This window comes from Novosphingobium sp. RL4, from assembly GCF_035658495.1.
GTDB lineage: Bacteria > Pseudomonadota > Alphaproteobacteria > Sphingomonadales > Sphingomonadaceae > Novosphingobium.
Map to the genome: position 1 here is coordinate 1,329,866 of NZ_CP141944.1, position 22,869 is coordinate 1,352,734.

Consider the following 22,869-nt stretch of genomic DNA (forward strand, 5'->3'; position numbering starts at 1 on the left):
AACGCCCATGAGTGATACGCGTTCCGGCTCCATGAAATCCCCCGTCATCGTCTGGCTGCGGCGCGACCTGCGCCTCTCGGACCAGCCTGCCATCGCCGAAGCCGCCAGCCAAGGGGCCGTTATCCCGGTCTACGTTCTCGATGACGAGACCCCCAGGCATCGCCGGATGGGAGCGGCTTCGCGCTGGTGGCTGCATCACTCGCTGGAAAGCCTTGATGCAGCCCTGCGTGAAAAGGGATCGCGCCTTGTCCTGCGCAAGGGGCGCAGCGAGGATGTGCTGGCCGAAATCGCGCGGGAAACCGGCGCCACCGCGGTTCACGCGCTGCACCATTACGAGCCCTGGTGGCGCAACGCCGAAAAGGCGGTAGCCAAGGCGATCGACCTCCATCTCCACCACGGCAATTATCTGGTTCCGCCCGGCGCGGTGACGAACGGTTCCGGGCGGCCTTACAAGATCTACACGCCGTTCTGGCGGGCGCTGCACGAACGCCTGCCGCCGGTGGAGCCGCATCCCCGTCCGCATCGGCTCGAAGCGCCGGACGAATGGCCCGCGTCGGACCGTCTGGCGGACTGGAACCTGCTGCCGGCGAAGCCCGATTGGGCGGGCGGCATGCGGGACATGTGGGAGCCGGGAGAGCACGGTGCGCACAAGCGGCTGGATGCCTTCCGGGAAGAAGCCGCAGCTTACGAGGCGCAGCGCAACCTTCCTTCGGTCGAAGGCACCTCCTTCCTTTCCCCGCACCTCCATTTCGGCGAGATCTCGCCGGGGCAGGTGTGGCACGCGGTCGCCGGAGCGGGCGGTTCCGTGGAAACCTTTCTCGGCGAACTGGGCTGGCGCGACTATGCGCAGAACGTGATCCTGCAACTGCCCGAATATGGCAGTCGCCCGGCGAAGGAGGACTTCGCCCACTTGCACTGGCGCACCGGCAAGGGGGCCGAATCGGACCTTCGCGCATGGCAGCGGGGCAGGACCGGCTATCCCATCGTCGATGCCGGAATGCGGCAGCTCTGGCACACCGGCTGGATGCACAACCGCGTCCGGATGATCGCGGCCAGCTTCCTCATCAAGCACCTCCTGATCGACTGGCGCGAAGGCGAGCAGTGGTTCTGGGATACGCTGGTGGACGCCGATTACGGGTCCAATGCGGTGAACTGGCAGTGGTCCGCAGGGTCCGGCGTCGACGCGCAGATGTTCGTGCGGATCATGGCGCCCCTCTCGCAGTCGGAGAAGTTCGACGCGGCGGCCTACATTCGGGAATGGGTACCGGAACTCAAGGACCTGTCCGATCAGGATATCCACGATCCGCCCGCCGGCCGGCGCCCGGCAGGCTATCCCGCAAAGCTGGTCGAGCACCGCGACGGACGGGAGCGTGCGTTGGCCGCTTGGGCCCGTTCGAAAGGCAATTGATGGCACGACCTAAGCAATTGCCCGTGGCCATTTTCCGGATAATATCGGCAGCATGAACGCACATGCGCCAGGCAGGGGTGAGGAACTGGTCGAGGGCGGCCGGTCCATCGGTGTCGGTCCTCAATGGCTGGCCAGGCTCTGGTCGGGCGGGGTGGACAAAGTGCTGGACCGGATCGACCGGGGGCTGGAGCGCGGGGCCATCGAGGCCACGCTTCCCGGCGGCGAAACGCGTCTGCTCGGCGGCCGGGCCCCGGGATTCGAGGCCGCCGTGGAAATCCGGAGCTGGCGCGCCTTGCTGCGCCTCGCCACGGCAGGTTCGGTCGGCTGGTACCAGGCCTGGGAGGCGGGTGAATGGGACAGCGCGGACCCGGTGCCGATCTTCGCGCTTTTCATGGACAATGCCACCAGCCTCGGCGACGTGGGACGCGCCCATGGCCCGTGGCGCGCGGCGGCGCGCTTCGTGCACTGGCTCCACCGCAACACCCGCGCGGGCGCACTGCGCAACATCCACGCCCATTACGACCTCGGCAACGACTTCTACGAGCAGTGGCTGGGCGAAACGATGCTCTATTCGAGCGGCATCTACCCGAAGCCGGGAAGCGGCCCGAATGCGCTGAGCCAGTTCGTCAGCGAACTCGACATGGCGCAGTCCAACAAGATCGGCGCGATTGCCCACCGGCTGGCATTGCCGGCGGGCGGCCGGGCGCTGGAAATCGGCTGCGGCTGGGGCACGCTTTCCGCCTTCCTGGCCGAAACCGAGGGTGCCCATGTCGATGCCATCAGCCTTTCCGAAGAGCAGCTCGCTTACGCGCGCCAGCGTTGGAGCGGCAGGATCGAGGCAAGCGGCGGCCGGGTGGATTTTCGCAAGCAGGATTACCGGGACGTTGCGGGCAGGTATGACGCGATTGCCTCGGTCGAGATGGTCGAGGCGGTCGGGCGCCGGTTCTGGCCCGATTTCCTGGACTGCGTGGCCCGAAACCTGAAACCCGGCGGCAGGGCGGCGATCCAGTACATCGTCATTCGGGACGATCTCTTCGAGGCTTACGCCCGAAGCGCGGACTTCATCCAGACCTTCATCTTTCCGGGCGGCCTGCTGATCCACGAACCGGAATTCCGCCGCCTGGCCGAGGAACGGGGGCTGGCGTGGGAAGACCGGCAGGGCTTCGGGCTCGACTATGCCCGCACGCTTTACGAATGGCGTCGTAATTTCGACGCAGCGGTAGAAGAGGGGCGGTTGCCGGTGGGATTCGACGAACGTTTCGTCCGGCTCTGGCGGTTCTATCTGATGTATTGCGAAGGCGGCTTCATGGGCGGCGGCATCGACGTGGCGCAAGTGACGCTGGTGAAGACTGCAACCTAGGCCGCCTGGACGAATTCCCAGCCTGAATCGACTTTCGCTATGGGGTAGACACGTAAACTGGCTGAACGGCAGGCAAGGGTGGTTAGCTGCCTTAGGGCTCGATAGCGAACGAAGCGATCCCCACGAAGACAGAGAGCAGAGACCATGGGACAAGGCAAAGGCCTGTGATCACTCGCCTACGAGTATCTCGGTTGAACGCGTAAGAGACGGCGAACGGGATGCCAAGCGCCCATAGCATGTTCCATCGCGACCAGAAGCTAGACTCATTCACCAGCAGCAGCGCGGCACAAACCAGCAGGGCCACTGCCGCCAATTGAGCGAAGAGGCGACCGATGAACAAAGCGTCGGTTCTGATGATCGATGTGACTTCCATCCAGCCATGCTAACTGCAAGGCCGAACGGCTGCAAAGGGGCGTGTCCGGAATGGCGGGTTTCAGACAAATTTTCCAGATAGCCGCCGCTGTGGGTCCTCGAATTCGTTTACGCCGCCTGGGCTGCGTGAAAAGTCTCCAGGTGCCGTCCGCCTGCTGGATCGCGGGCAGGGCTATCGCCGGTCAGTATCCGCTACCGCGCCAGCGGTTCATCACGGCTTCGAGAATGATGGGGTTGAGCAATTGCTCGAAGGCGCAGCCGACCAGACCGTCTTCCCACCAGATCACGCGGGCAGGCAAGGCCTCCATGCCCGGCAGCGTCAGCCAGCAATAGGTACCGGCATGGATACGGCTGATCGCCGTGGCCGAGAACCCGGAAAGCGAAAGGTCGCGGACCGCGGTCTGGAAGCCTTTGGTTCCGGATGCGCGGAAGCCGGCAGGAATGGAGATGCGCTGGCGAATGGCACTGCGATCTTCCTGCGCGGCCAGTTCGTAAATGTCCTGCGGGGATTTCGTCGTCATGTTCCCGAGACCCGTACCCTTGAATGGCGCAGGAGGTGCGCCGTTCAAGGGCAGGAAATCAGGAAAGGGTTACCGCGCGGTTAATTCGCGGCGGCAACGGTTTCGCGGTGGCCGGTTTCGAAGGGTTCGCCAAGAAGCGAAACCACCCGTTCCGCAACGACTTCCGGCGGCTTCACCGAAGCCGGTGCCTCGCCGGGGTAGGCGCGGGCGCGCATGGCGGTGCGGGTGGCGCCGGGATTGACCACGGCGACACGCAGCTTCGCGATATTGCGGGTTTCGTCCGCATAGCAGTCCAGCAGGACCTCGAAAGCGGCCTTGGTCGCGGCATAGGCGCCCCAGAAGGCGCGCGGCGCGGTCGCGACCGTGGAGGTCATGCCGATGACGCGGGCGTCGCTGCTCAGGCGCAGGAGCGGATCGAAGTTGGCGATCAGCGCCTGCGTGGCGAGCACGTTGGTGGTGAGCGCCTTGTTGAAGGCGCGCTGGTCGATATCGGCCACGCTCGTCAGCTCGGGCAGGACCGCGGCATTGACGACGAGTATGTCGAGCTTGCCCCAGCGCTGCGAGACCGCCGTTGCAAGGCGGGCGATCCCGTCCGATTCGACGAGGTCCACCGGCGCGATCGTGGCCGAGCCGCCGGCCTCGAAGATCTGGTCCTCGATGGCCTCGAGCGCCTTGGTGTCACGGCCTGTCAGCAGGACATGCGCACCGGCTTCGGCCAGGGCGAGCGCGGTGGCCGCGCCGATCCCCCGGCTGGAGCCGGTGACAAGCGCGACCTGACCTTCGAAAGGCTTTCCGCCGGTACCGTCGCTCACGCTGCGTTGAGCTCCCCGGCGAACCGGTCGGCGAAGTCCGTCAGCTTGGTGGGGTATTCGCCCGAGAAGCAGGCGTCACAGAACTGCGGGCGCTTCTTGTTGCGCTTTTCCTCACCCACCGCGCGGTAGAGACCGTCGATCGAGACGAATGCGAGGCTGTCGGCCTTGATGAAGTCCGCCATGGCCTGGATGTCCATGTTGGCGGCCAGCAGCTTCGAACGCTCCGGCGTATCCACGCCGTAGAAGCACGAATGCTCGGTCGGCGGGCTGGCGATGCGCATGTGCACTTCGGCGGCGCCTGCGTCGCGCATCATTTCCACGATCTTCATCGAGGTGGTGCCGCGCACGATCGAATCGTCGATCAGGATGATCTTCTTGCCTTCGACGATGGCGCGGTTGGCGTTGTGCTTGCGCTTCACGTCCGCATGGCGGGCCGCGTCACCCGGCTGGATGAAGGTGCGGCCGACATAGTGCGAGCGGATGATCCCCAGTTCGAAGGGAATGCCCGATTGCTGGGCATAGCCGATCGCGGCAGGCACGCCGCTGTCGGGAACCGGGATCACGACATCGGCCGGGGCCGGCGCTTCCTTGGCCAGTTCCATGCCGATCTGCTTGCGCACCTGATAGACCGAGCGGCCGTCCATCACCGAATCGGGTCGGCTGAAATAGACGTGCTCGAAGATGCAGGGGCGCGGAGCCGGATTGCCGAAGGGGCGGTGGCTGGAGATCGTGCCCTTGTGATCGACCTGGACCAGTTCGCCCGGCTCGATCGAGCGGATGAACTCGGCGCCGATCACGTCGAAGGCCACGGTTTCCGAAGCGAAGACGGTGGCGTCGCCGATACGGCCCATGACCAGCGGGCGGATGCCCAGCGGATCGCGGCAGGCAATCATGCCCTCTGCGGTCATGCAGATCAGCGAATAGGCGCCTTCCACCATGCGCAGCGCGTCAACGAAACGGTCGAGCAGGGTGGGGTAGCGGCTGGTCGCGACGAGGTGAATGATGACCTCGGTGTCGGAGGTCGACTGGAAGATCGAACCCTTCGACACGAGATCGCGCTTCAGCGTCATCGCGTTGGAAATGTTGCCGTTATGCGCAATGGAGAATCCGCCGGCGGCGAGGTCCGCGAAGAGCGGCTGCACGTTGCGCAGGCCCGACCCCCCGGTCGTCGCATAGCGGACATGGCCGGAAGCCATGGTGCCGGGCAGGGTATCCAGCTCGCGCTGGGAGAAGACCTGGGCGACGTGCCCAAGCCCGCGGTGGGAATGGAATTCCGCCCCGCTGAAGCTGGTTATGCCCACGGCCTCCTGGCCGCGGTGCTGCAGGGAATGGAGCCCGGCCGCAGCGATGTTCGCTGCGTCCTTGGAACCGATTACGCCGAAAACGCCGCACTCTTCGCGCAGCTTGTCCCCATCGGCGTCTCGAAAGGGATGTGTCATGTTCATGGATGTCGTCCGGGCTGCTGGCGCGCCAAAATCGCCCGCGCATTTGGAGCGTGTTGGCTTCAAATGCAAGGCCCTCGACAGGATATGGCCAAGGTGGCGGCGTTGCGCGCTTTTCGTGACTGCATAATGACGGCGGGCAGGGAGCCGAATCGGCCAGCGTTCGTTTCTGCCGGAATGCCGGATCCGTTCATCGCAGCGTCACCGGCATTCGCCGATCAGCTTGCCAGCTTTCAGACATATGCTTAATGCCGGGCCATCTGCCCGATCACAGACGGACCGTCGCTTGATCCTATCCCCTTTCGAATGGACCATCGCCAAGCGCTACATGCTGCCCGGCAAGGGCGAGCGCTTCATTGCTCTGGTCGCCGGCATCAGCCTGGCAGCAGTCATGCTCGGCGTGGCCGCGCTGGTCATCGTCATGAGCGTGATGAACGGCTTTCGCGCCGAGCTTTTCGACAAGATCGTCGGCCTCAACGGTCATGCGATCATTCAGGCCTATGGCAGCCGTCTGGATGACTGGCAGGGCGTTCTCAGGGACGTTAGGGCCACTCCAGGTGTCGTTCAGGCCTCGCCGCTGATCGAACAGCCGCTGATGACGACGTTCAACGGCCGGGTCGAGGGTATCCTCGTGCGCGGCAATACGAACGAGGATCTCGGCCGGCTGCGGGACAAGGTGCAGTCCGGCAATCTCTCCGAGTTGAAGACCGGGAGCGACAATGTCGCCATCGGCTCGCAACTGGCGCAGAACCTCGGCGCGCAGATCGGCGATACGATCACGATCATCAACCCGCTCGGGCGCTCGACCCCGTTCGGCACGGTTCCGCGGCAAATCGCATATCGTGTGGCGGCGATCTTCGAGATCGGCGTCTATGACTATGATAAAGCCTATGTGGTCATGCCGATGCAGGACGCGCAGACGCTCATGCTCACCGGCGACACCATCGGCATGATCGAGGTGACGACCACCAACCCCGACAAGGTCGGCGAAATCCTCGCCCCGCTCAGCCGGAAGCTGGCGGGCCGCGCCATCGTCACGGACTGGAAGACGATCAACGCATCGCTCTTCGAGGCGCTTGCCGTGGAGCGGGTGGCGATGTTCGTGGTGCTTTCCATCATCGTGCTGGTGGCAGTGTTCAATATCCTGTCGTCGCTCATCATGCTGGTGCGCGCCAAGACCCGCGACATCGCGATCCTGCGCACCATGGGCGCGACACGGCGCTCGTTGCTGAAAGTCTTCGTGACGACCGGCTTCTGCATCGGGGCGCTGGGAACCGTGGCGGGCGTGCTGCTGGGCTTCGTGTTCCTGTATTTTCGCCAGCCCATCGTCCATCTGGTCGAGATATTGACCGGACAGAACCTCTGGGATCCTTCGATCCGGTTCCTCACCGAACTGCCTTCGCGTCCCGATCCTTTCGAAATCGTGGTGATCTGTGTGATGGCGCTGATCTTCAGCTTCCTTGCCACGCTCTATCCGGCCTTCAAGGCGGCGAGCACCGATCCCGTGCAGGTGCTGCGTTATGAATGATCCCGTAGTCCGTCTCGACAACCTGACCCGCAGTTTCGAGCAAGGCGGCGTCCGCATCGACGTGCTGCGCGGTGTCGACCTGACCGTTCAGCCCGGCGAGATCGTGGCGCTGCTCGGCCCTTCGGGTTCGGGCAAGTCGACCATGCTTCAGGCCATCGGCCTTCTCGAGGGCGGTTTCGGCGGCCGCATCGAGATTGCGGGGATCGACGCGTCCAAGCTCGGCAAGGACCGCCGCGCGGCCGTGCGGCGGGACCATATCGGGTTCGTCTACCAGTTCCACCACCTGCTGCCCGATTTCAACGCGATCGAGAATGTGGTGCTGCCGCAGCTCATTACCGGCAAGTCGCGGGAAGAGTGCGAGCAGCGGGCCACCGAACTGCTTGCGGCGCTTGGGCTGGGCCAGCGGCTCGAACACCGGCCAAGCAAGCTTTCGGGCGGGGAGCAGCAGCGCGTGGCCGTTGCCCGTGCGCTTGCCAACCGCCCGCGGCTGGTGCTGGCCGACGAGCCGACCGGCAATCTTGACGAGAAAACGGCGGACAAGGTCTTTGCGCAGTTCCTGGAACTGGTGCGCGGGCAGGGCAGTGCGGCGCTTGTGGCTACTCACAACGAGCGTCTCGCGGCGGCGATGGACCGCGTGGTAAGACTTCACGAAGGCGTGCTGACCTGACATTCTGACAGGGAACATCGCAGGCTTTCGGCGCGTTTTACCACCAGAGGCAAAAAGCGCGCGAAAGGAGCGTTGTATGAGCGACTTTCCTACTACCATCCAAGGCCTTCCTGCCGGCGAGAGCCCGGGCTGGAACGACGGTGCCGAATTGCACAAGACGGCCGACGGTGGCGGTTTGTTCAACGTATTCAAGGGTATCCGCCGGGATACGGTGGCAAACCTGATCCGTTATGTCATGCATCTGCCTGAAGCGGATCAGGCTGGCTATGCCGTCCAGAAGGATGGTGACAGGCTATTGGAAATCGGGGACATTCGCCGTCTCTATCGAAGGACGGACTTCCCACATGGCATCACCGGCTGATCCTCGAACGATCGCGGATTTTGAAGCGATATTGCCGAATGGCGAGGCGGTCAGTCTTGCTGAAAAGTTCGGCAAGGTGCTGCTCGTCGTAAACACGGCCAGCAAGTGCGGGTTCACGCCGCAGTATGCGGGCCTTGAAACGCTCTGGAAAAAGTACCGCGAGAGCGGGTTCGAGGTGATCGCATTTCCCTGCAACCAGTTCGGCTCTCAGGAGCCGGGCTCGGCTGAAGAAATCGCGGAATTCTGCGACATCAACTTTGGCCTCTCATTTCCCCTGATGGGCAAGGTGGCCGTCAATGGTGATGATGCCTCGCCGCTTTGGAAATGGCTCAAGGCCGAGGCGCCGGGGCTGCTCGGCAGCAAGTCGGTGAAATGGAACTTCACGAAGTTCCTGATCGGGCGCGACGGCAAGGTCGTGCGCCGCTATGCCCCCACCGATAAGCCGGAATCACTGGAAAAGGACATCGAGGCGCTGCTGTAGTCGGCAGCGCCTCGACCGCTTTCCTCAATAGAATGCGCTATAGATAACGTCCACGACCCGTCGGGTCCGGCGATCCACCAGCAACAGGTCAGGGCCGTAGCGAACCCAGTAGTAGCCGGGGGGCGGCGGCCCGACGCCGATCATGGCATAATCCTGGAACAGATAGGTCGAGGACAGGAAGATCGCCGGCAGGATCATGTGGATCGACCACCGCCGGTAGCCGTAGCCGCGTGGATAACGATATCCCGGCGCATGCATGGGCCGAAACGTGCTGGGACGGCCGGCACCCGGTCTATGGGGGTACTTGATGGCCGGCGGGCGGTGGTTCCCGGGGCGATCTGGCCGATTACCGCCGGGTTGCGAGGGCGGCCTCGTCTGGTTTCCTCCGCCGGGACGAGAGGGCTGAACGTGGTTCCCGCCCGGCCGGGGTGGCTGCGGCTGAGGCCTGTTGCTTCCCGATCCCGGATTCGTCGGGCGGTTCGATCCCGCGCCGGGCGGTCTTGTTCCCGGGCCGTGCGAACCGCCGCCGGGCGGCTTAGCGCCCTGCCCATGAGATCCGCCGGGCCGGCTCTGTTGCGCCGTGGCGGCAAATTCCGTGGGAAGCAGGCTTTCCGGAGCCAGCAGGAACGGGACGAGGGCAAGATAGGCGAATTTCATTCACACGTCTCCAGTGCCGCCCGTGAACGGGGCAACGACAAATTACGCCGGATCGGCGTGGGTTGTGCATGAATCATCGGGTTCTTGAAGTAACCGGCCGGGAAGAGCCGGTGAGGACAGGAACGGATCGAGCATGGCGCGATTTCCTGCTGCTTTCAAGGTAATCCGGCCTGGCGCCAGTCGATGCCCGCGCCTCGGCTGCGTGTGCGATCAACGACATGGGCGCTTCCGTTCACTCCGGTTCCCCTGTCGGTGCCTGGCGGCCGCATATCGCCTGCTCCTATCCCCCGGCTTATCCCCAGCCCCGCCTTGATTGAGGGGTGGGGCAATGCCTAAATTCCGCCGATGGCTCATGCACCTTTCGTTCCGCTCCGCATCTTCTCGAGTTTCACGATGCTGGACGGTGCGATCGATCCCAAGGCGGCCGCCAAGCTCGCCAAGGAGCGCAAGTTTCCTGCCGCCGCCATCTGCGATCGCAACGGCCTTTACGGCGCGCCGACTTATGCGCAGGCGTGCAAGGGGGCGGGGGTTCAGCCGATCGTCGGAACGTTCCTGGCAGTGGCACGGCCGGGTGTGGTGGCGCAGGGGCAGGATCTGCCGATCGACTGGCTTGCCCTTCTTGCCCAGAGCGAGCAGGGATGGCTCAACTTGTGCGATCTCGTCAGCCGGGCTCACCTCGAACGTCCGCTCGAACTCGATCCCCACGTCCCGCTCGAATCGCTTCGCGGCCATACCGATGGCCTGATCTGCCTTACCGGCGGCGACGAGGGCGCGCTCGCCCGGCTGTTCGCGGCTGGCAGGTTCGAGGCTGCCGAGAGTTATTGCGATACCTTGCAGTCTCTGTTCGGTGACCGCCTCTATATCGAGATCACGCGCACGGGGGAGCAGGTAGAGGACGAAAGCGAGGAAGACCTGATCGCGCTCGCCTATTCGCGCGACATTCCGCTCGTCGGCACCAATCCGGCGCAATATGCCGAAGCGCAGTTCCATGCCGCGCATGACGCCATGCTCTGTATCGCCAATTCCACACAGGTCGATGCGCCCGAGCGCCCTCGGTCCTCGGCCGAGCGTTGGGTCAAGCCGGTCGAGGCGATGCAGGAACTGTTCGCCGACTTGCCCGAGGCGCTGGCGAATACTCTCGTCGTCGCGCAGCGCTGTGCCTACATGCCTCCGCGCCGCAAGCCGCTGCTGCCCAGCCTTGCAGGCGACCTCGAGGGCGAAGCGCGGATGCTTGCGGACAACTCGCGCGCCGGCCTGGCGCGGCGGCTTGCACCCTATTGGCCGGATGTGACCGAGGAAGAGCTCGATGCCGCCATGGCCCTTCAGGGCGAAGAGCGGGAGGCAGCCTATCGCGAACTCGCAGAGCGCGGTGTCACCGAAGACTTCCTCGACTATGCCAAGCGCCTCGACTTCGAAGTGCAGATCATCGTCGGTATGGGTTTCCCCGGCTACTTCCTGATCGTTGCCGACTTCATCAAATGGGCCAAGGACAACGACATTCCGGTCGGTCCGGGCCGTGGTTCGGGCGCGGGTTCGCTGGTCGCCTGGGCATTGACCGTGACCGACCTCGATCCGCTGAAGCTGGGCCTGCTGTTCGAGCGCTTCCTCAATCCCGAACGCGTCTCGATGCCTGACTTCGACATCGACTTCTGCGAAACCCGGCGCGGCGAGGTGATCCGCTACGTCCAGCGCAAGTATGGGCACGATCACGTCGCGCAGATCATCACGTTCGGCAAGATGAAGGCCCGCGCGGTGCTGCGCGACTGCGGGCGAATCCTGCAGATGGGCTACGGCCGTGTCGACAGTCTCTGCAAGATGGTGCCGAACCATCCAACCGATCCCTGGACCCTGACCGAGGCGCTGCATGGAAGGAAGCAGCACGGCGTGACCAAGGATCCGCCGGTCGCCGAATTCCGCCGGGAATACGACGTAGACCATGAAGTCAGGCGTCTGGTCGATCTGGCCGTCCAGCTCGAAGGCTTGCCGCGCAACTCTTCGACTCACGCGGCGGGCGTGGTCATCGGGGACCGTCCGCTGGCGCAGCTCGTGCCGCTTTACCGCGATCCGCGTTCGGACATGCCGGTGACCCAGTTCGACATGAAGTCGGTGGAAGACACCGGCCTCGTGAAGTTCGACTTCCTCGGTCTGAAGACGCTTTCCGTGTTGAAGAAGGCCTGCGACCTGCTTGAGCGGCGGGGCATCACGATCAACCTGTCCACGCTCGGCTGGGACGATCCGGCGGTCTACGAACTGCTCAAGCGCGGCGATACGGTTGGCGTGTTCCAGCTCGAATCGGAAGGGATGCGCCGCACGCTGGCGGCCGTGAAGCCGACCAATTTCGGCGACATCATCGCGCTCGTCTCGCTCTACCGTCCGGGCCCGATGGACAACATTCCGTTGTTCGGCCGCCGCAAGAACGGGCTGGAATCGATCGAATACCCGCACGACAAGCTGGCGGGCATTCTGGGCGAGACTTACGGGATCTTCGTCTATCAGGAGCAGGTCATGCAGGCCGCGCAGATCCTGGCGGGCTACTCGCTGGGCGACGCCGACCTTCTGCGCCGCGCCATGGGCAAGAAGGTCCAGGCGGAAATGGACAAGCAGCGCCAGCGCTTCGTCGATGGCTGCAAGGAAGTGTCCGGCATCGATGCGGCCAAGGCCAACGAACTGTTCGACTTGATCGACAAGTTCGCAGGCTACGGCTTCAACAAGTCGCACGCCGCCGCCTACGCGCTGCTCGCCTACCACACCGCGTGGTTCAAGGCGCATTACCCGCACGAATTCTATGCGGCCTCGATGTGCTTCGACATGCATCAGTCGGAAAAGCTGGCGATCTTCGTTGACGACGCGCGCCGCAACGGCATCCAGCTCGCCGCGCCCGACATCAACATGTCGGAAGCGGAGTTCTGCGTGGAGGAAACGCCGGACAGCCACGCCGTGCGTTATGCGCTCGCCGGTATCCGCAACGTCGGCGAAAAGGCCATGGACGCAATCGTTGCCGAGCGCGAGGCGAACGGCAAGTTCGTCAGTCTTGACGATGTGTTCCGCCGCGCGCCGGCCGGATCGATGAATCGCCGCCAGCTGGAAAGCCTCGCGGCTGCGGGCGCCTTCGATGGGCTGGAGGCCAATCGCGCCAAGGTCCTGGCCAACGCCGATACGTTGCTGGCCGAAGCAGACCGTTCTTCCCGTGAGCGAAACAGTGCCCAGCATGGCCTGTTCGGGGGTGAGGATCACGTCGAGCAGGGCTTGCGCTTCGTCGAGGCGGATCCGTGGAACCGCATGGACCAGATGGCCAAGGAGCGGGAAACGTTCGGCTTCTACTTCGCCGCACACCCGGTCGAGCAATTCCGCGCGGTGGCTTCCGCCAACGGCGCGCGCACTTATTCCAGCCTCATGACGGGGGGCGGCGCGGGCCGCACCGGCGCGGTGATGGCGGCGATGGTCGAGAACGTCCAGAAGCGAAAGACGAAGCGCGGCAAAGATTTCGTCATGGCTGACTTTTCGGACCAGTCCGGCAACTTCTCGGCCTCCTGCTTCGAGGAGAGCATGGTCGAGAACTTCGTCAAATGGTCGAAGGAGGGGGCATGCGTGCTGCTCAACGTCGAACTGGACAGCCCCAGTCCCGACGAGCCGCCGCGCGTCACGGTGCGAAGCGCGCGTCCGTTGAACGAGGTCAAGGCCGATGCCCGGATGCTGCTGTCGCTTGAAATAGACAGTATCGAAGCGGTTCAGGAACTCGCGATGCTCATGCGTCCGGGGGCGCCCGGCTGCGGCGAGGTTGTCGCCACTTTGCACCTTGGCGAAGGCCGCACCCAGAAAATGCGGCTAGGCCGCGATTTCGCGCTGGACGGCGACTTTGCCGAGCATCTCTCCAGCATCAAGGGCCTCTCGAATGTCTCGCTTATCGCCAGAAGAGGCCCGGAGGGCTTGCGCCGGGCGGCTTGACCGCCGGCGCAAGCGCCAAGCTTACCGATTGTTTCGGCTGACGTCCTGAGCGGCGTCCTGGGCGGCGTCGCCAACCTTGTTGGCGGCCGTGCCGACTTCGTTCGCGGCCTCCGAGATCGCGTTGTCCTTTGCCGTCTCGCTCTCCGTACCCTGGCTGAAGAGATAGATGCCGCCGACTACGGCGACCAGCAGGATCAGCGCCATCACTATCCCGGTCGCCCCGCCGGACGAGCCGCGCTCGCGAATGATCGTGGTCGTGGTGGTGGGGGCTTCCGGTGCGCGCTCAGTTGTAACGGTTTCTTCGGTCATGCAGACCTCCTGTCCTGTCTTATCGTTGGACGGGGAAACGCGTGAAAGCGGCGCAAGGTTTCGTGATCCCGTTCAGCGATCCCGGAACTTGGGCGGGCGCTTCTCCCGAAAGGCCGCCAGTCCTTCCGAAAAATCCTCGCTCATCAACATCATGACCTGTTGCCGGTCTTCGAGCGCCATGGCGTCCGAAAGGGAGCGCGCATCGAGATTGCGGTTTATGCCTTCCTTCGTAAGGCGCAGGCCCATCGGAGAATTGGCCAGCATTTCGCCGGCCAGCGCCAGCCCACGATCCAGCAGGGAATCCAGCGGAGCGATCTCGCTCAGGAGGCCGCATTGCAGCGCCTTCCCGGCATCCATGAAGCGGCCGGTGAGCATGTATTCGGTGGCGACGGAAGCGCCCACGATACGGGGCAGGAAGTAGCTGCATCCCAGATCACAGCCGCCAAGGCCGATCTTGATGTAGGCCGCATTCATCCTGAGGTCCGGCGCGCCATATCGCACATCGCAGGCCAGCAGGAGCGAAAAACCCGCACCGCAGGCCGCGCCATGGCCGAGGCCGATGATCGGCTGCGGACAGGCGCGCATCAGTTCCAGCAGCCCTGCGAGGCTCCTTTGCAGGCGCCAGAAGTGCTGAAGTTCGCCCCTAGATGCGTCGTTTTGCCACCCGGAAAGGTCCAGTCCGGCGCAGAAGTTCCGGCCTGCGCCGCGCAGCAGCACCACCCGCACCTCGGGCCGCTCGGCCAGGCCGGCAAAATAGTCTCGCAGCGCGAAGGTCATGTTCTCGTCGAGAGCATTGAGGACGTGCGGCCGATCGAGAGTGAGGATCTCCACATCGCCGCGACTATCTACGAGAATGGTGGGTTCCTGCATGGCGTCCCCGGTTGGAATGGCACAGGAATCCTCGGGTTCTCCTGATCGGCGATCAAGGTCTGCAATGGCCGGGACAATTGCCTCTCGGGGGCATTCCAAAGGTGGCTTCAACAGGTGTTGAAACGCCTCTAGAGCAGGGAGAGCTGGCCATCGAGCGACGGACGGCGAAATTGCGAACAGTCGAGCGCGATGGACGGCTTCGCGAAGCCCATCCGCTTCATCGCAACCCTGAACCGATGCCGGAAAAGGTCGGCCCACACGCCGCTCGGCCGCATCCTGGTGAAGAACTGCGGGTCATTGTCGCGTCCGCCCCGCATCGACTGGATAGTGGCCATGACTTTCCCGGCCCGGTCGGGGAAATGAGCGTCAAGCCATTCGCGGAACAAGGGAGCGACTTCGTGAGGAAGCCGGACCATGATCCACGTTGCGGCGTGGATTCCCTGCGCGGAGGCTGCTTCCAGAATATCCTCCAGGAACTGATCGGTGATGGAGGGAATGACCGGCGCGATCGAGACATGGGCCGGCACTCCGGCTCTGGCCAGTTCGCCGAGCGCTGCGATCCGCTTGTGCGGAGTCGCGGCGCGAGGTTCGAGAAGGCGTGACAGGTGCGGGTCCGTGCTGGTCACCGAAATGGCCACTGCCACCAGCTTCAGCCGGGCCAGTTCCGCGATCAGGTCGAGATCGTGCAGGACGCGGTCCGATTTCGTGGTGATCGTCACGGGGTGGCGTGTTTCGAGGCAGAGCTCAAGAATGGCGCGGGTGATGCGGTAACGCCCCTCGATAGGCTGATAGGGGTCTGTATTGGTGCCCATCGCGATCGGTGCGGGCCTATAGCCGGACTTGGCCAGAGTTTCGCGAAGCAGACTGGCTGCCTGGGGTTTCGCGAAGAGCCTGGTTTCGAAATCGAGACCGGGCGAGAGGTCGTGATAGGCATGTGTCGGCCGTGCGAAGCAGTAGATGCAGCCGTGCTCACACCCGTTGTACGAATTGATCGAGCGATCGAACGGAATGTCCGGGGACTTGTTGAATGAGAGGATCGTTTTGGGATGGAGAATGGTGACTGTCGTCGCGCGCTTAGGGCGCGGACCATCGATCTGATCGACCTCATCAAGCCAGTCGCCGTCGGCCTCACTACTAGTGAGGTTGAAGCGAGTGCTGCTTTGATTGTTCGTCGCGCCGCGTCCCTTGATCCGTTCCATAGATCGAACATATAGGGAACAAATGGGGTGTGCGAGTCATTTTCTCTTCGGCTGCCCTAATCCTTAATCGGCGGCTGGGAGCGCAACTCCGAGATATAATGGGCTATGTCGGCAGCAGTTTTGTTCGCTCTCTGACGAGCGTTAGCTGACGCGCCCAAGCCCATGTAATTAGTTTCTACATCGATCAGGTATGCGGCTACATCTTCTGTGCTCACGCCCTTCGAGAGGCGTGCAGCTGCCTGCGTCAAGTACGCATCGTATTCGTCATCAGGTCGATCATCAAGATCGTCTATTCCAATTGGATCCCACTGAGACCAGCCAATCTCACGTAATCGTGACAAGTTGAATGTGGGCACACAATCCATTCGCAATGGGTAAATAACGAAATCTCGAAAATCCACCTCTTTCTAGGTCTACACAACTGTTAGTGGATTGGTCGCAGCCGCGATAGGCGTTGATCGAGCGATCGAACGGGATGTCCGGAGATTTGTTGAAAGACAGGATCGAGCGGGGATGCTCTTCTGTTACGGTCGTGGCCGGATGGCGGGCAGGGCCGTCGACATCGTCCCTGCTGTCGAGCCAGTCGCCATCGGCCTCCCGCTGTGGGAGGTTGAAGCGGGTGCTGGCCTGTCCGCTGACGGCGCCTCTTCCCTTGTGGACCTTCATGCCGCCTTTTTGAACAAACAGGGAACAAATGGCAAGTCCCGGCGGTCCGGTTGATCTTCCCGGCCGCAGGCCCTAGGCCAGCGCGGCAAAGGAGATCTGATGGCAGGCGCACCGCGCAGGATCGGAGCCGAGACGTCCGCGACGCGGGCACGTATCGTCGAGGCGACCGTCCAACTCATTCGGGACGAAGGCTATGCCGCTGCAAGCACGCGGCGCGTGGCGGCGCGGGCAGGGCTCAAGCCTTCGCTCGTCCATTACTATTTTCCCGCGACCGACGATCTCCTGCTCGAAGTCTCGCGCCAGGGCGCTGCCGAAAGCGATCGCATGATTGAGGAGGCGCTGACTTCCGACGATCCGGTGCGGGCGCTCTGGTGTTTCTTCGTCGATACCAGCAGGACCGCGATGTCCCTCGAATTCATGGCGCTTTCCAACCATCGGCCGGCGGTTCGCCAGATGATGGCGGAGCACAGCATGGCCATGCGCAAGCGCCAGGTCGAGATTCTCGAACATATTCTGGGCGATCGCCTCAAGGTGCTTGAAGGTTTCGACGCCGCCGGCCTCACCGTGGTTCTGGCCGGGATCGGCCGGGCCATCGTGATGGAATCGGCGCTGGGCGTGACGGACGGCCATGAGGCCGCCATGGCCATCGTGGAAACCTGGCTGTCCCGGCTGGAGCCGATCGGGGCCGACTGATCGCCGCGCCGCTGCACGCCTGTTTGAACGGGCGTTCAGTACGTGATAACACAATACCGATCGCAACTATCGCCATGGGCGGATTGATGCAGGCCTCGTTCTTCGCGCATCGCAGGAACGACGTTCTCGTCAGTGAATTGGGAGAGTTCGGAAAATGTCGGTCGCAACCCAGACCAAACTCAACGCGGAAGATATCAAGCCGAAAATCGGCGGTCGTGTGCTCAACACGAAGGAAGAGCTCCTGTCCGGCGAAATCGCCAGGGAAATCCGGGAGCTGCTGGAAGCGCGCGGCGTGCTGGTGTTCCCGCAGGTCAACTTCACCGATGAAGAGCAGATCGCCTTCACGAAGACGCTGGGCACTTTTGCGCCGGAGCGGAAGGGCGGCGAGGAAGTGATCTCGAAGATCACGCTCGACGCCAAGGAAAACCCCATGGCGGCGGAGTACCTCAAGGGCTCTCTCTACTGGCACATCGATGGCACCCGCAATGACGTGCCGATCCTGGCCTCGCTGCTTTCCTGCCGCGTGCCGAGCCCGCGCGGCACCGGCAACACCGGCTTCGCCAATACTTATGCGGCGTTCGAGGGCCTGCCTGCCGAAAAGCAGGAAGAGTACGAGCAGTACCGCGTCGTTCATGGTCCCTGGGCAAGCCTGTTCTATTACGAGCCGGAACCGAGCCTGGCCAAGCTCCAGGGCTATGCCCAGATCGGCGAACAGGAACTGCCGCTGGTCTGGAAGCACCAGTCGGGCCGCAAGAGCCTCGTGATCGGCTGCACTTCCGCGCAGGTCGTTGGCAAGTCGGCTCTGGAAAGCGCGATGATCATTCACGGCCTGCGCGAATGGGCGACCGGCCCGGAATTCACGTATAGCCACGAATGGGAAGTCGGCGATCTCGTGATGTGGGATAACACCGGCACCATGCACCGGGCAGAAGCCTATGATCCGACTTGCGGGCGCATGATGCACCGTACCAAGCTCGAAGGTGAAGAGCCCTTCGAATAAGCTTTCGCCGAAGCCGATTTCAAATTCCATAAGCCCGCCGGATGTGTCCGGCGGGCTTTCTTCTGCCGGGATCGCCTGCGCCGGATCGTACGGCGGTCGGAGCGCTTGCAGGCAAAGAAAAACCCTCCGCCCTTGAAGGCGGAGGGTTTTTCTTCGAATTCAGATCCGAAAGGCCGGGCGCTTAGGCCCAGTTGGCCATTTCGGCTTCGAGGTTCTGGACGATGGCCTCGAAGAACTGTTCGGTGGTCATCCAGTTCTGGTCCGGACCGATCAGCAGCGCGAGATCCTTGGTCATCTTGCCGCTTTCGACGGTCTCGATGCAGATACGCTCAAGCGTTTCGGCGAACTTCACCACTTCCGGCGTTTCGTCGAACTTGCCGCGATAGGCGATGCCGCGGGTCCAGGCGAAGATCGAGGCGATCGGGTTGGTCGAGGTCGCCTTGCCCTGCTGGTGCTGGCGGTAGTGACGGGTCACGGTGCCGTGGGCGGCTTCCGCTTCCACGGTCTTGCCGTCGGGCGAGAGGAGAACCGAGGTCATCAGGCCCAGCGAGCCGAAGCCCTGCGCAACGGTGTCCGACTGCACGTCGCCGTCGTAGTTCTTGCAGGCCCAGACGAACTTGCCCGACCACTTGAGCGCCGAGGCGACCATGTCGTCGATCAGGCGGTGTTCGTAGACGATGCCGGCATCCTTGAACTTCTCGGCGAAGCCTTCGGTGTCGAACACTTCCTGGAACAGATCCTTGAAGCGGCCGTCATAGGCCTTGAGGATGGTGTTCTTGGTCGAGAGGTACACCGGCCACTTGAGGTTCAGGCCGTAGTTGAACGAAGCGCGTGCGAAGTCGCGGATCGATTCGTCGAGGTTGTACATCGCCATGGCGACGCCCGGAGCCGGGAAGTCGAACACGTCGAGGTCGATCTTCTCGCCGCTTTCGCCGTCCCACACCAGGCGCAGCTTGCCCGGGCCGGGGATCAGGGTGTCGGTGGCCTTGTACTGGTCGCCGAAGGCGTGACGGCCGACGACGATCGGATCGGTCCAGCCCGGAACCAGGCGGGGAACGTTCGAGATCACGATCGGCTCGCGGAAGACGACGCCGCCCAGGATGTTGCGGATCGTGCCGTTGGGCGACTTCCACATCTTCTTGAGGTCGAATTCGGTGACGCGCGCTTCGTCGGGCGTGATGGTCGCGCACTTGACGGCAACGCCGTGTTCCTTGGTGGCGTTGGCGGCGTCGACGGTGATCTGGTCGTTCGTCTCGTCGCGCTTCTGGACCGAGAGGTCGTAGTACTTGAGATCGATGTCGAGGTAGGGGAGGATCAGTCGTTCACGGATCCATTCCCAGATGATCCGCGTCATTTCATCGCCGTCCATCTCGACGATGGGATTCTTGACCTTGATTTTCGCCATTCCTGAATACTCCCCAGAGGTGAGAAATTGGGCGTCTCTTAGGCAGGCGGGGGAGCGCTGGCAAGGCAGGTTGCGGGCCGGCCGGCCGCTTTGCGCGGTGGCGGAGTTGCAACGCGTGCACGGTCGATGTCGAAGGGGAGTGAAGGATGCGCAATCGATGGCGACTTGCGCTTCTGTCGGCGTGCTTCTTTACGAAGCCGGCTCAACGATGTTCGGGAGGGCCGGCTCAGCTCTGGCCGGCGGTCCGAATGGTGGGCGTAGCAAGGATTGAACTTGCGACCCCTACGATGTCAACATAGTGCTCTACCACTGAGCTATACGCCCACACCATTCGGTCGGTCCGGAGCGGCGTGGTGTGCCGCTCGGTGGATTGGCCCTCTAACGGTGGTGTCAGAGGTTGGCAACCCGTTTTTTCCAAAAATCTCGAACTGCCTGTGGACGGTTCTGTGGATAGCCGGAATCAGAGGCGAGCGTGCTCGGAAAGCCCGAAGACGCGCTGAACTTCCATAACGATATCACGCAGATGGAAGGGCTTCGAGAGCACTTTGGCGTGCGGTGCCTCGCGGCTGGCGCGCAAGGTGACGGCCGCGAAGCCGGTGATGAACATGACCTTGGTCATCGGTGAAACTTCGGCGCAGCGCTGGGCAAGCTCGATGCCGTCCATCTCCGGCATGACGATGTCGGAGAGCAGCAGATCGAAATGTTCGCTTTCCAGGTGGGGGAGAGCTTCGGTACCGCGATCGACGGCCAGTACGTCGTAGCCGGCGTTTTCCAGCGCACGTGCAAGGTAAGTGCGCATGGCCTGGTCGTCTTCGGCAAGCAGGATGCGGATCATCGGGTTTCTATCCAGATTTGTTCTGACGCATGGGTGCGACGGTCTATGCTTCGAGCCATAGCGCCTATTCCGTTAAAATTCTCGCCCGGTTTCCCCACTGACCGGGAACGGGACGCTTTGACTTGAGTGGTCGAAAAGGCCAGTTTCCGAACATGGCAAAACCTTCGGGCGAGAATGATTCGCAACAACGGGTCGGGGGCTGGATACCGGGCTTGCCGGAGATTCCGGCCTATGTGATCGATGGATCGGAGCCTTCCGCGATCCCCGTGCTGATCGCGGTTCCTCATGCGGGCCGGGCCTATCCGGCGTCGCTCCTGCGTGAGATGCGTCAGCCTGAAATTGCCGCAGTCCGGCTTGAAGATCGCTATGTCGATCGAATCGCGAGAAGCGTTGCACGGTCAACGGGGGCGGGGCTGCTCGTCGCTCAGGCTCCGCGCGCCATGATTGATCTCAACCGGGCGCCAGACGATGTGGATTGGGAAATGGTCCCGCGCGGTTCGCGGCCGGAAGGTGCGAGCCTCTTGCCGAGTCGCCGGGCGCGCAGCGGGCTGGGACTCGTCCCGCGCCGCCTTCCCGGTCTGGGGGAGATCTGGCGCGGGAGGCTTGAGCGCGCTGCGCTCGTCGATCGGCTGGAGGGGGTTCACCGGCCTTACCATTCCGCCTTGTCGCAGGCGCTGACGGCTCTGCGCGACCGCTGGGGTGCGGCCTTGCTGCTCGATTTCCATTCGATGCCGCCGCTGCCCGTGCGGCTGGGAAGCGAGCCGGCCCGTTTCGTTATCGGAGACCGCTTCGGTGCCGCCTGTCACGGCAGTCTGGTCGCTTCGGCATTTTCGTGGTTTTCAGCGCAGGGGCAGGAGGCAACTCATAACCGGCCCTATGCGGGCGGATATGTCCTCGACCGTCATGGCGCGCCGTCCGAGGGTGTCCATGCGATGCAGATCGAGATCGACCGGAGCAGCTATCTCGATTCGCGGCTGCTCGAGCCGGGTGACGGGATGAATGCGGTGACCGAACTGCTGGAAGGACTGGTGCGCCGCCTGGCGGCCTCGGTCTGCGATCTGGTGCAGGATTCGGGCGGCAAGGGCTGGGCGCAGGCCGCGGAATAGCGCAGGTTTTGCGGCAGGTCGCCCGCAGCTAAGTTCGATTGTCGGATAAAGTCCGGCGCTTTGCTCAGGACATTAAAAAACCACCTCGCGCAATGCGCGAGGTGGCCAAGGTTCAGGGAGGAGGTGCACGATGTGCACCAACCCGACCGGGCCATGAGGGTAGCGCCGATCAGGTAGCCCTAACATAGCAAGCCTGATCGCACATTCAACCCCTAGAATGGGGCATGCAACATACCTTTTGCAAGTGCGCGTTGGGATGGTGCTGCATAATGGGGCGGGGGTGTGACAAAATTGTCATAAACCCCGCCCCGAAAGTTCACGAAATCAGAGTGTCAGGCGGCGGGGAGGATCTGCGGACCCTTGCCCTGGGAAACCTGACGACCGAAAATGTCCCGCACCAGATCGAGCGAGAAGAGGTGTGCGTAAATCAGCGGCAGCATGCCGTTCTGGTTCCACTGGCGCAGCACGTCGCCGCGCATTTCACGCAGCTTGTTTTCGTCGACCATCTGGAAGCCGCGATAGGTGAAGGGCTGGCCGGTGCCGATGTCGATGTTCAGCTCGCCGTCCATCAGCAGGTTGTGCTTCGTCAGCTCCGCCATGAAATTGGCGGTCTTGGTGCCGGCGATCTCGAAGTTCTCGCAGAACTTGAGCATGTTCTTGGTCGCTTCGGTCGGCTCGGCCTCGTTGAAGAGGGCTTCACCGTCCTCGCCTTCACCGACGAGATCGCTGGTGGGGTCGACGCAGAGCGAGAGTTCTTCGGCATCCGGGCGCAGACGGGCCAGCATGAACGGATAGCGGCGTGCGTAAGCGGGGATGTAGACCGGCGTATTCACGGTGCCGTCTTCGTCGACGTAGACGTTCACGCCTTCGTTCATGCCCATCAGGATCAGCGGCACCGGATTTTCGCCAGCGGTGAAGATGATCGGGAAGTGGCGCTGCGCCTGCGGGAATTCCTCGACGGTCAGCGGGATCGAGTTCACGCCGACCAGCCAGGTGGCCTTGTCGGTGGAACGCGTCTTCCAGGTGGCGTGCTGCTGCGAGTTGAGCGGCACGAGGTCCTTGTAGAACAGGGGCAGGGCAGGATTCTGCGGCGCGGTGGCCATTGCGTTACTCTCCGCAAGACTGGGAAATTTCGAAGGCGACGCTTTAGGGGCTGCATGGGGCGGGCGCAAGCGCGCAGCCCGCCGAAACGGGGATATTGGGCGAGTCGTGGGTCCTCGCCCGATTGATCC

At 63.1% G+C, this 22,869-nt stretch carries 21 protein-coding genes, 1 tRNA gene and 1 pseudogene; 10 read left to right on the forward strand and 13 right to left on the reverse strand.

Annotated features, from left to right (window positions below; genetic code table 11):
* Positions 1–31 precede the first annotated feature (31 nt).
* Together U9J33_RS06485 and U9J33_RS06490 are read left to right on the forward strand one after the other, a co-directional pair.
* The gene (locus tag U9J33_RS06485) at positions 32–1,408 is read left to right on the forward strand and encodes a deoxyribodipyrimidine photo-lyase (RefSeq protein ID WP_324699012.1); all 1,377 of its coding nucleotides are present in this window, start codon (positions 32–34) and stop codon (positions 1,406–1,408) included.
* Positions 1,409–1,460: 52 nt separating this feature from the next.
* Positions 1,461–2,768, forward strand: a complete 1,308-nt coding sequence (locus tag U9J33_RS06490) for a cyclopropane-fatty-acyl-phospholipid synthase family protein (protein WP_324698651.1) — start codon at positions 1,461–1,463, stop codon at positions 2,766–2,768.
* Positions 2,769–2,859: 91 nt separating this feature from the next.
* Here U9J33_RS06490 and U9J33_RS06495 read toward each other — a convergent pair whose 3' ends face one another.
* The 4 genes from U9J33_RS06495 to purF all read right to left on the reverse strand — a co-directional run bounded on the left by U9J33_RS06495 (position 2,860) and on the right by purF (position 5,918).
* Entirely contained in the window at positions 2,860–3,141 is a 282-nt protein-coding gene (locus U9J33_RS06495; protein ID WP_324698653.1) for a hypothetical protein, read from the reverse strand.
* 181 nt (positions 3,142–3,322) lie between these two features.
* Positions 3,323–3,661 (reverse strand): PilZ domain-containing protein, encoded by a 339-nt coding sequence (locus U9J33_RS06500; RefSeq protein WP_324698654.1) that lies wholly within the window; start codon positions 3,659–3,661, stop codon positions 3,323–3,325.
* Positions 3,662–3,741: 80 nt separating this feature from the next.
* The gene (locus tag U9J33_RS06505; protein ID WP_132469063.1) at positions 3,742–4,473 is read right to left on the reverse strand and encodes an SDR family NAD(P)-dependent oxidoreductase; all 732 of its coding nucleotides are present in this window, start codon (positions 4,471–4,473) and stop codon (positions 3,742–3,744) included.
* On the reverse strand, positions 4,470–5,918 hold the full coding sequence (gene purF, locus U9J33_RS06510; protein WP_054439850.1) for an amidophosphoribosyltransferase: 1,449 nt from the start codon (positions 5,916–5,918) through the stop codon (positions 4,470–4,472). Before purF ends, U9J33_RS06505 begins: the two co-directional genes overlap by 4 nt.
* 283 nt (positions 5,919–6,201) lie before the next feature.
* Here purF and U9J33_RS06515 point away from each other — a divergent pair, with 283 nt between their 5' ends.
* The 4 genes from U9J33_RS06515 to U9J33_RS06530 all read left to right on the forward strand — a co-directional run bounded on the left by U9J33_RS06515 (position 6,202) and on the right by U9J33_RS06530 (position 8,952).
* On the forward strand, positions 6,202–7,443 hold the full coding sequence (locus U9J33_RS06515) for a lipoprotein-releasing ABC transporter permease subunit (RefSeq protein WP_054439846.1): 1,242 nt from the start codon (positions 6,202–6,204) through the stop codon (positions 7,441–7,443).
* Complete coding sequence (locus U9J33_RS06520) at positions 7,436–8,110, forward strand: ABC transporter ATP-binding protein (RefSeq protein ID WP_132469064.1); 675 nt, start codon at positions 7,436–7,438, stop codon at positions 8,108–8,110. The genes U9J33_RS06515 and U9J33_RS06520 overlap by 8 nt, the downstream gene beginning before the upstream one ends.
* A gap of 76 nt (positions 8,111–8,186) precedes the next feature.
* Positions 8,187–8,471: a hypothetical protein gene (locus tag U9J33_RS06525; RefSeq protein ID WP_054439843.1), complete on the forward strand. Its 285-nt coding sequence runs from the start codon at positions 8,187–8,189 to the stop codon at positions 8,469–8,471.
* Entirely contained in the window at positions 8,455–8,952 is a 498-nt protein-coding gene (locus U9J33_RS06530; protein ID WP_324699013.1) for a glutathione peroxidase, read from the forward strand. The genes U9J33_RS06525 and U9J33_RS06530 overlap by 17 nt, the downstream gene beginning before the upstream one ends.
* 24 nt (positions 8,953–8,976) lie before the next feature.
* On the opposite strand, the gene U9J33_RS06535 is transcribed toward U9J33_RS06530, so the two are convergent.
* On the reverse strand, positions 8,977–9,210 hold the full coding sequence (locus U9J33_RS06535; RefSeq protein ID WP_292634536.1) for an RcnB family protein: 234 nt from the start codon (positions 9,208–9,210) through the stop codon (positions 8,977–8,979).
* Between the two features lie 744 nt (positions 9,211–9,954).
* Between U9J33_RS06535 and dnaE the strand changes: the two genes are divergently transcribed.
* On the forward strand, positions 9,955–13,554 hold the full coding sequence (dnaE, locus tag U9J33_RS06540; RefSeq protein WP_324698657.1) for a DNA polymerase III subunit alpha: 3,600 nt from the start codon (positions 9,955–9,957) through the stop codon (positions 13,552–13,554).
* Between the two features lie 21 nt (positions 13,555–13,575).
* Here the strand turns inward: dnaE and U9J33_RS06545 are convergent, their stop codons facing one another.
* From U9J33_RS06545 to U9J33_RS06560, 4 genes and pseudogenes are all read right to left on the reverse strand, one after another.
* Positions 13,576–13,863 carry a hypothetical protein gene (locus U9J33_RS06545; protein ID WP_324698658.1) on the reverse strand — a complete coding sequence of 96 codons (288 nt, stop codon included), beginning with the start codon at positions 13,861–13,863 and terminating at the stop codon, positions 13,576–13,578.
* Positions 13,864–13,935: 72 nt separating this feature from the next.
* The gene (locus tag U9J33_RS06550; RefSeq protein ID WP_165913225.1) at positions 13,936–14,733 is read right to left on the reverse strand and encodes an enoyl-CoA hydratase/isomerase family protein; all 798 of its coding nucleotides are present in this window, start codon (positions 14,731–14,733) and stop codon (positions 13,936–13,938) included.
* 128 nt (positions 14,734–14,861) lie between these two features.
* On the reverse strand, positions 14,862–15,932 hold the full coding sequence (locus U9J33_RS06555) for a PA0069 family radical SAM protein (RefSeq protein WP_324698659.1): 1,071 nt from the start codon (positions 15,930–15,932) through the stop codon (positions 14,862–14,864).
* Between the two features lie 417 nt (positions 15,933–16,349).
* Positions 16,350–16,598: pseudogene (locus U9J33_RS06560) on the reverse strand (radical SAM protein); the annotation flags it as partial.
* Positions 16,599–16,697: 99 nt separating this feature from the next.
* Here U9J33_RS06560 and U9J33_RS06565 point away from each other — a divergent pair.
* Together U9J33_RS06565 and U9J33_RS06570 are read left to right on the forward strand one after the other, a co-directional pair.
* Positions 16,698–17,291, forward strand: a complete 594-nt coding sequence (locus U9J33_RS06565; protein ID WP_324698660.1) for a TetR/AcrR family transcriptional regulator — start codon at positions 16,698–16,700, stop codon at positions 17,289–17,291.
* Positions 17,292–17,445: 154 nt separating this feature from the next.
* Positions 17,446–18,291 (forward strand): TauD/TfdA dioxygenase family protein, encoded by an 846-nt coding sequence (locus U9J33_RS06570; protein WP_054439836.1) that lies wholly within the window; start codon positions 17,446–17,448, stop codon positions 18,289–18,291.
* A gap of 181 nt (positions 18,292–18,472) precedes the next feature.
* On the opposite strand, the gene U9J33_RS06575 is transcribed toward U9J33_RS06570, so the two are convergent.
* From U9J33_RS06575 to cpdR, 3 genes are all read right to left on the reverse strand, one after another.
* A complete protein-coding gene (locus U9J33_RS06575) occupies positions 18,473–19,696 on the reverse strand; it encodes an NADP-dependent isocitrate dehydrogenase (protein ID WP_132469067.1) in 1,224 nt (407 codons plus the stop codon).
* Between the two features lie 249 nt (positions 19,697–19,945).
* Positions 19,946–20,020, reverse strand: a tRNA-Val gene (locus tag U9J33_RS06580).
* Between the two features lie 136 nt (positions 20,021–20,156).
* Positions 20,157–20,531, reverse strand: coding sequence for a cell cycle two-component system response regulator CpdR (gene cpdR / locus U9J33_RS06585; protein WP_324698661.1), 375 nt, complete (start codon positions 20,529–20,531; stop codon positions 20,157–20,159).
* A 152-nt stretch (positions 20,532–20,683) separates the two neighbouring features.
* Between cpdR and U9J33_RS06590 the strand changes: the two genes are divergently transcribed.
* The gene (locus tag U9J33_RS06590; protein WP_420719867.1) at positions 20,684–21,637 is read left to right on the forward strand and encodes an N-formylglutamate amidohydrolase; all 954 of its coding nucleotides are present in this window, start codon (positions 20,684–20,686) and stop codon (positions 21,635–21,637) included.
* Between the two features lie 332 nt (positions 21,638–21,969).
* Here U9J33_RS06590 and U9J33_RS06595 read toward each other — a convergent pair whose 3' ends face one another.
* The gene (locus U9J33_RS06595) at positions 21,970–22,740 is read right to left on the reverse strand and encodes a SapC family protein (RefSeq protein ID WP_054439830.1); all 771 of its coding nucleotides are present in this window, start codon (positions 22,738–22,740) and stop codon (positions 21,970–21,972) included.
* Positions 22,741–22,869 lie beyond the last annotated feature (129 nt).

Bases quoted from the DNA above. Each gene is read 5' to 3' on its own strand.
- dnaE (WP_324698657.1), top strand. From the start codon at position 9,955: ATGGCTCATGCACCTTTCGTTCCGCTCCGCATCTTCTCGAGTTTCACG.
- cpdR (WP_324698661.1), bottom strand. From the start codon at position 20,531: ATGATCCGCATCCTGCTTGCCGAAGACGACCAGGCCATGCGCACTTAC.
- U9J33_RS06550 (WP_165913225.1), bottom strand. From the start codon at position 14,733: ATGCAGGAACCCACCATTCTCGTAGATAGTCGCGGCGATGTGGAGATC.
- U9J33_RS06530 (WP_324699013.1), top strand. From the start codon at position 8,455: ATGGCATCACCGGCTGATCCTCGAACGATCGCGGATTTTGAAGCGATA.
- U9J33_RS06575 (WP_132469067.1), bottom strand. From the start codon at position 19,696: ATGGCGAAAATCAAGGTCAAGAATCCCATCGTCGAGATGGACGGCGAT.
- U9J33_RS06495 (WP_324698653.1), bottom strand. From the start codon at position 3,141: ATGGAAGTCACATCGATCATCAGAACCGACGCTTTGTTCATCGGTCGC.
- U9J33_RS06595 (WP_054439830.1), bottom strand. From the start codon at position 22,740: ATGGCCACCGCGCCGCAGAATCCTGCCCTGCCCCTGTTCTACAAGGAC.
- U9J33_RS06535 (WP_292634536.1), bottom strand. From the start codon at position 9,210: ATGCATGCGCCGGGATATCGTTATCCACGCGGCTACGGCTACCGGCGG.
- U9J33_RS06485 (WP_324699012.1), top strand. From the start codon at position 32: ATGAAATCCCCCGTCATCGTCTGGCTGCGGCGCGACCTGCGCCTCTCG.
- U9J33_RS06500 (WP_324698654.1), bottom strand. From the start codon at position 3,661: ATGACGACGAAATCCCCGCAGGACATTTACGAACTGGCCGCGCAGGAA.
- U9J33_RS06565 (WP_324698660.1), top strand. From the start codon at position 16,698: ATGGCAGGCGCACCGCGCAGGATCGGAGCCGAGACGTCCGCGACGCGG.
- U9J33_RS06525 (WP_054439843.1), top strand. From the start codon at position 8,187: ATGAGCGACTTTCCTACTACCATCCAAGGCCTTCCTGCCGGCGAGAGC.
- U9J33_RS06520 (WP_132469064.1), top strand. From the start codon at position 7,436: ATGAATGATCCCGTAGTCCGTCTCGACAACCTGACCCGCAGTTTCGAG.
- U9J33_RS06590 (WP_420719867.1), top strand. From the start codon at position 20,684: ATGGCAAAACCTTCGGGCGAGAATGATTCGCAACAACGGGTCGGGGGC.
- purF (WP_054439850.1), bottom strand. From the start codon at position 5,918: ATGAACATGACACATCCCTTTCGAGACGCCGATGGGGACAAGCTGCGC.
- U9J33_RS06545 (WP_324698658.1), bottom strand. From the start codon at position 13,863: ATGACCGAAGAAACCGTTACAACTGAGCGCGCACCGGAAGCCCCCACC.
- U9J33_RS06490 (WP_324698651.1), top strand. From the start codon at position 1,461: ATGAACGCACATGCGCCAGGCAGGGGTGAGGAACTGGTCGAGGGCGGC.
- U9J33_RS06570 (WP_054439836.1), top strand. From the start codon at position 17,446: ATGTCGGTCGCAACCCAGACCAAACTCAACGCGGAAGATATCAAGCCG.
- U9J33_RS06555 (WP_324698659.1), bottom strand. From the start codon at position 15,932: ATGGAACGGATCAAGGGACGCGGCGCGACGAACAATCAAAGCAGCACT.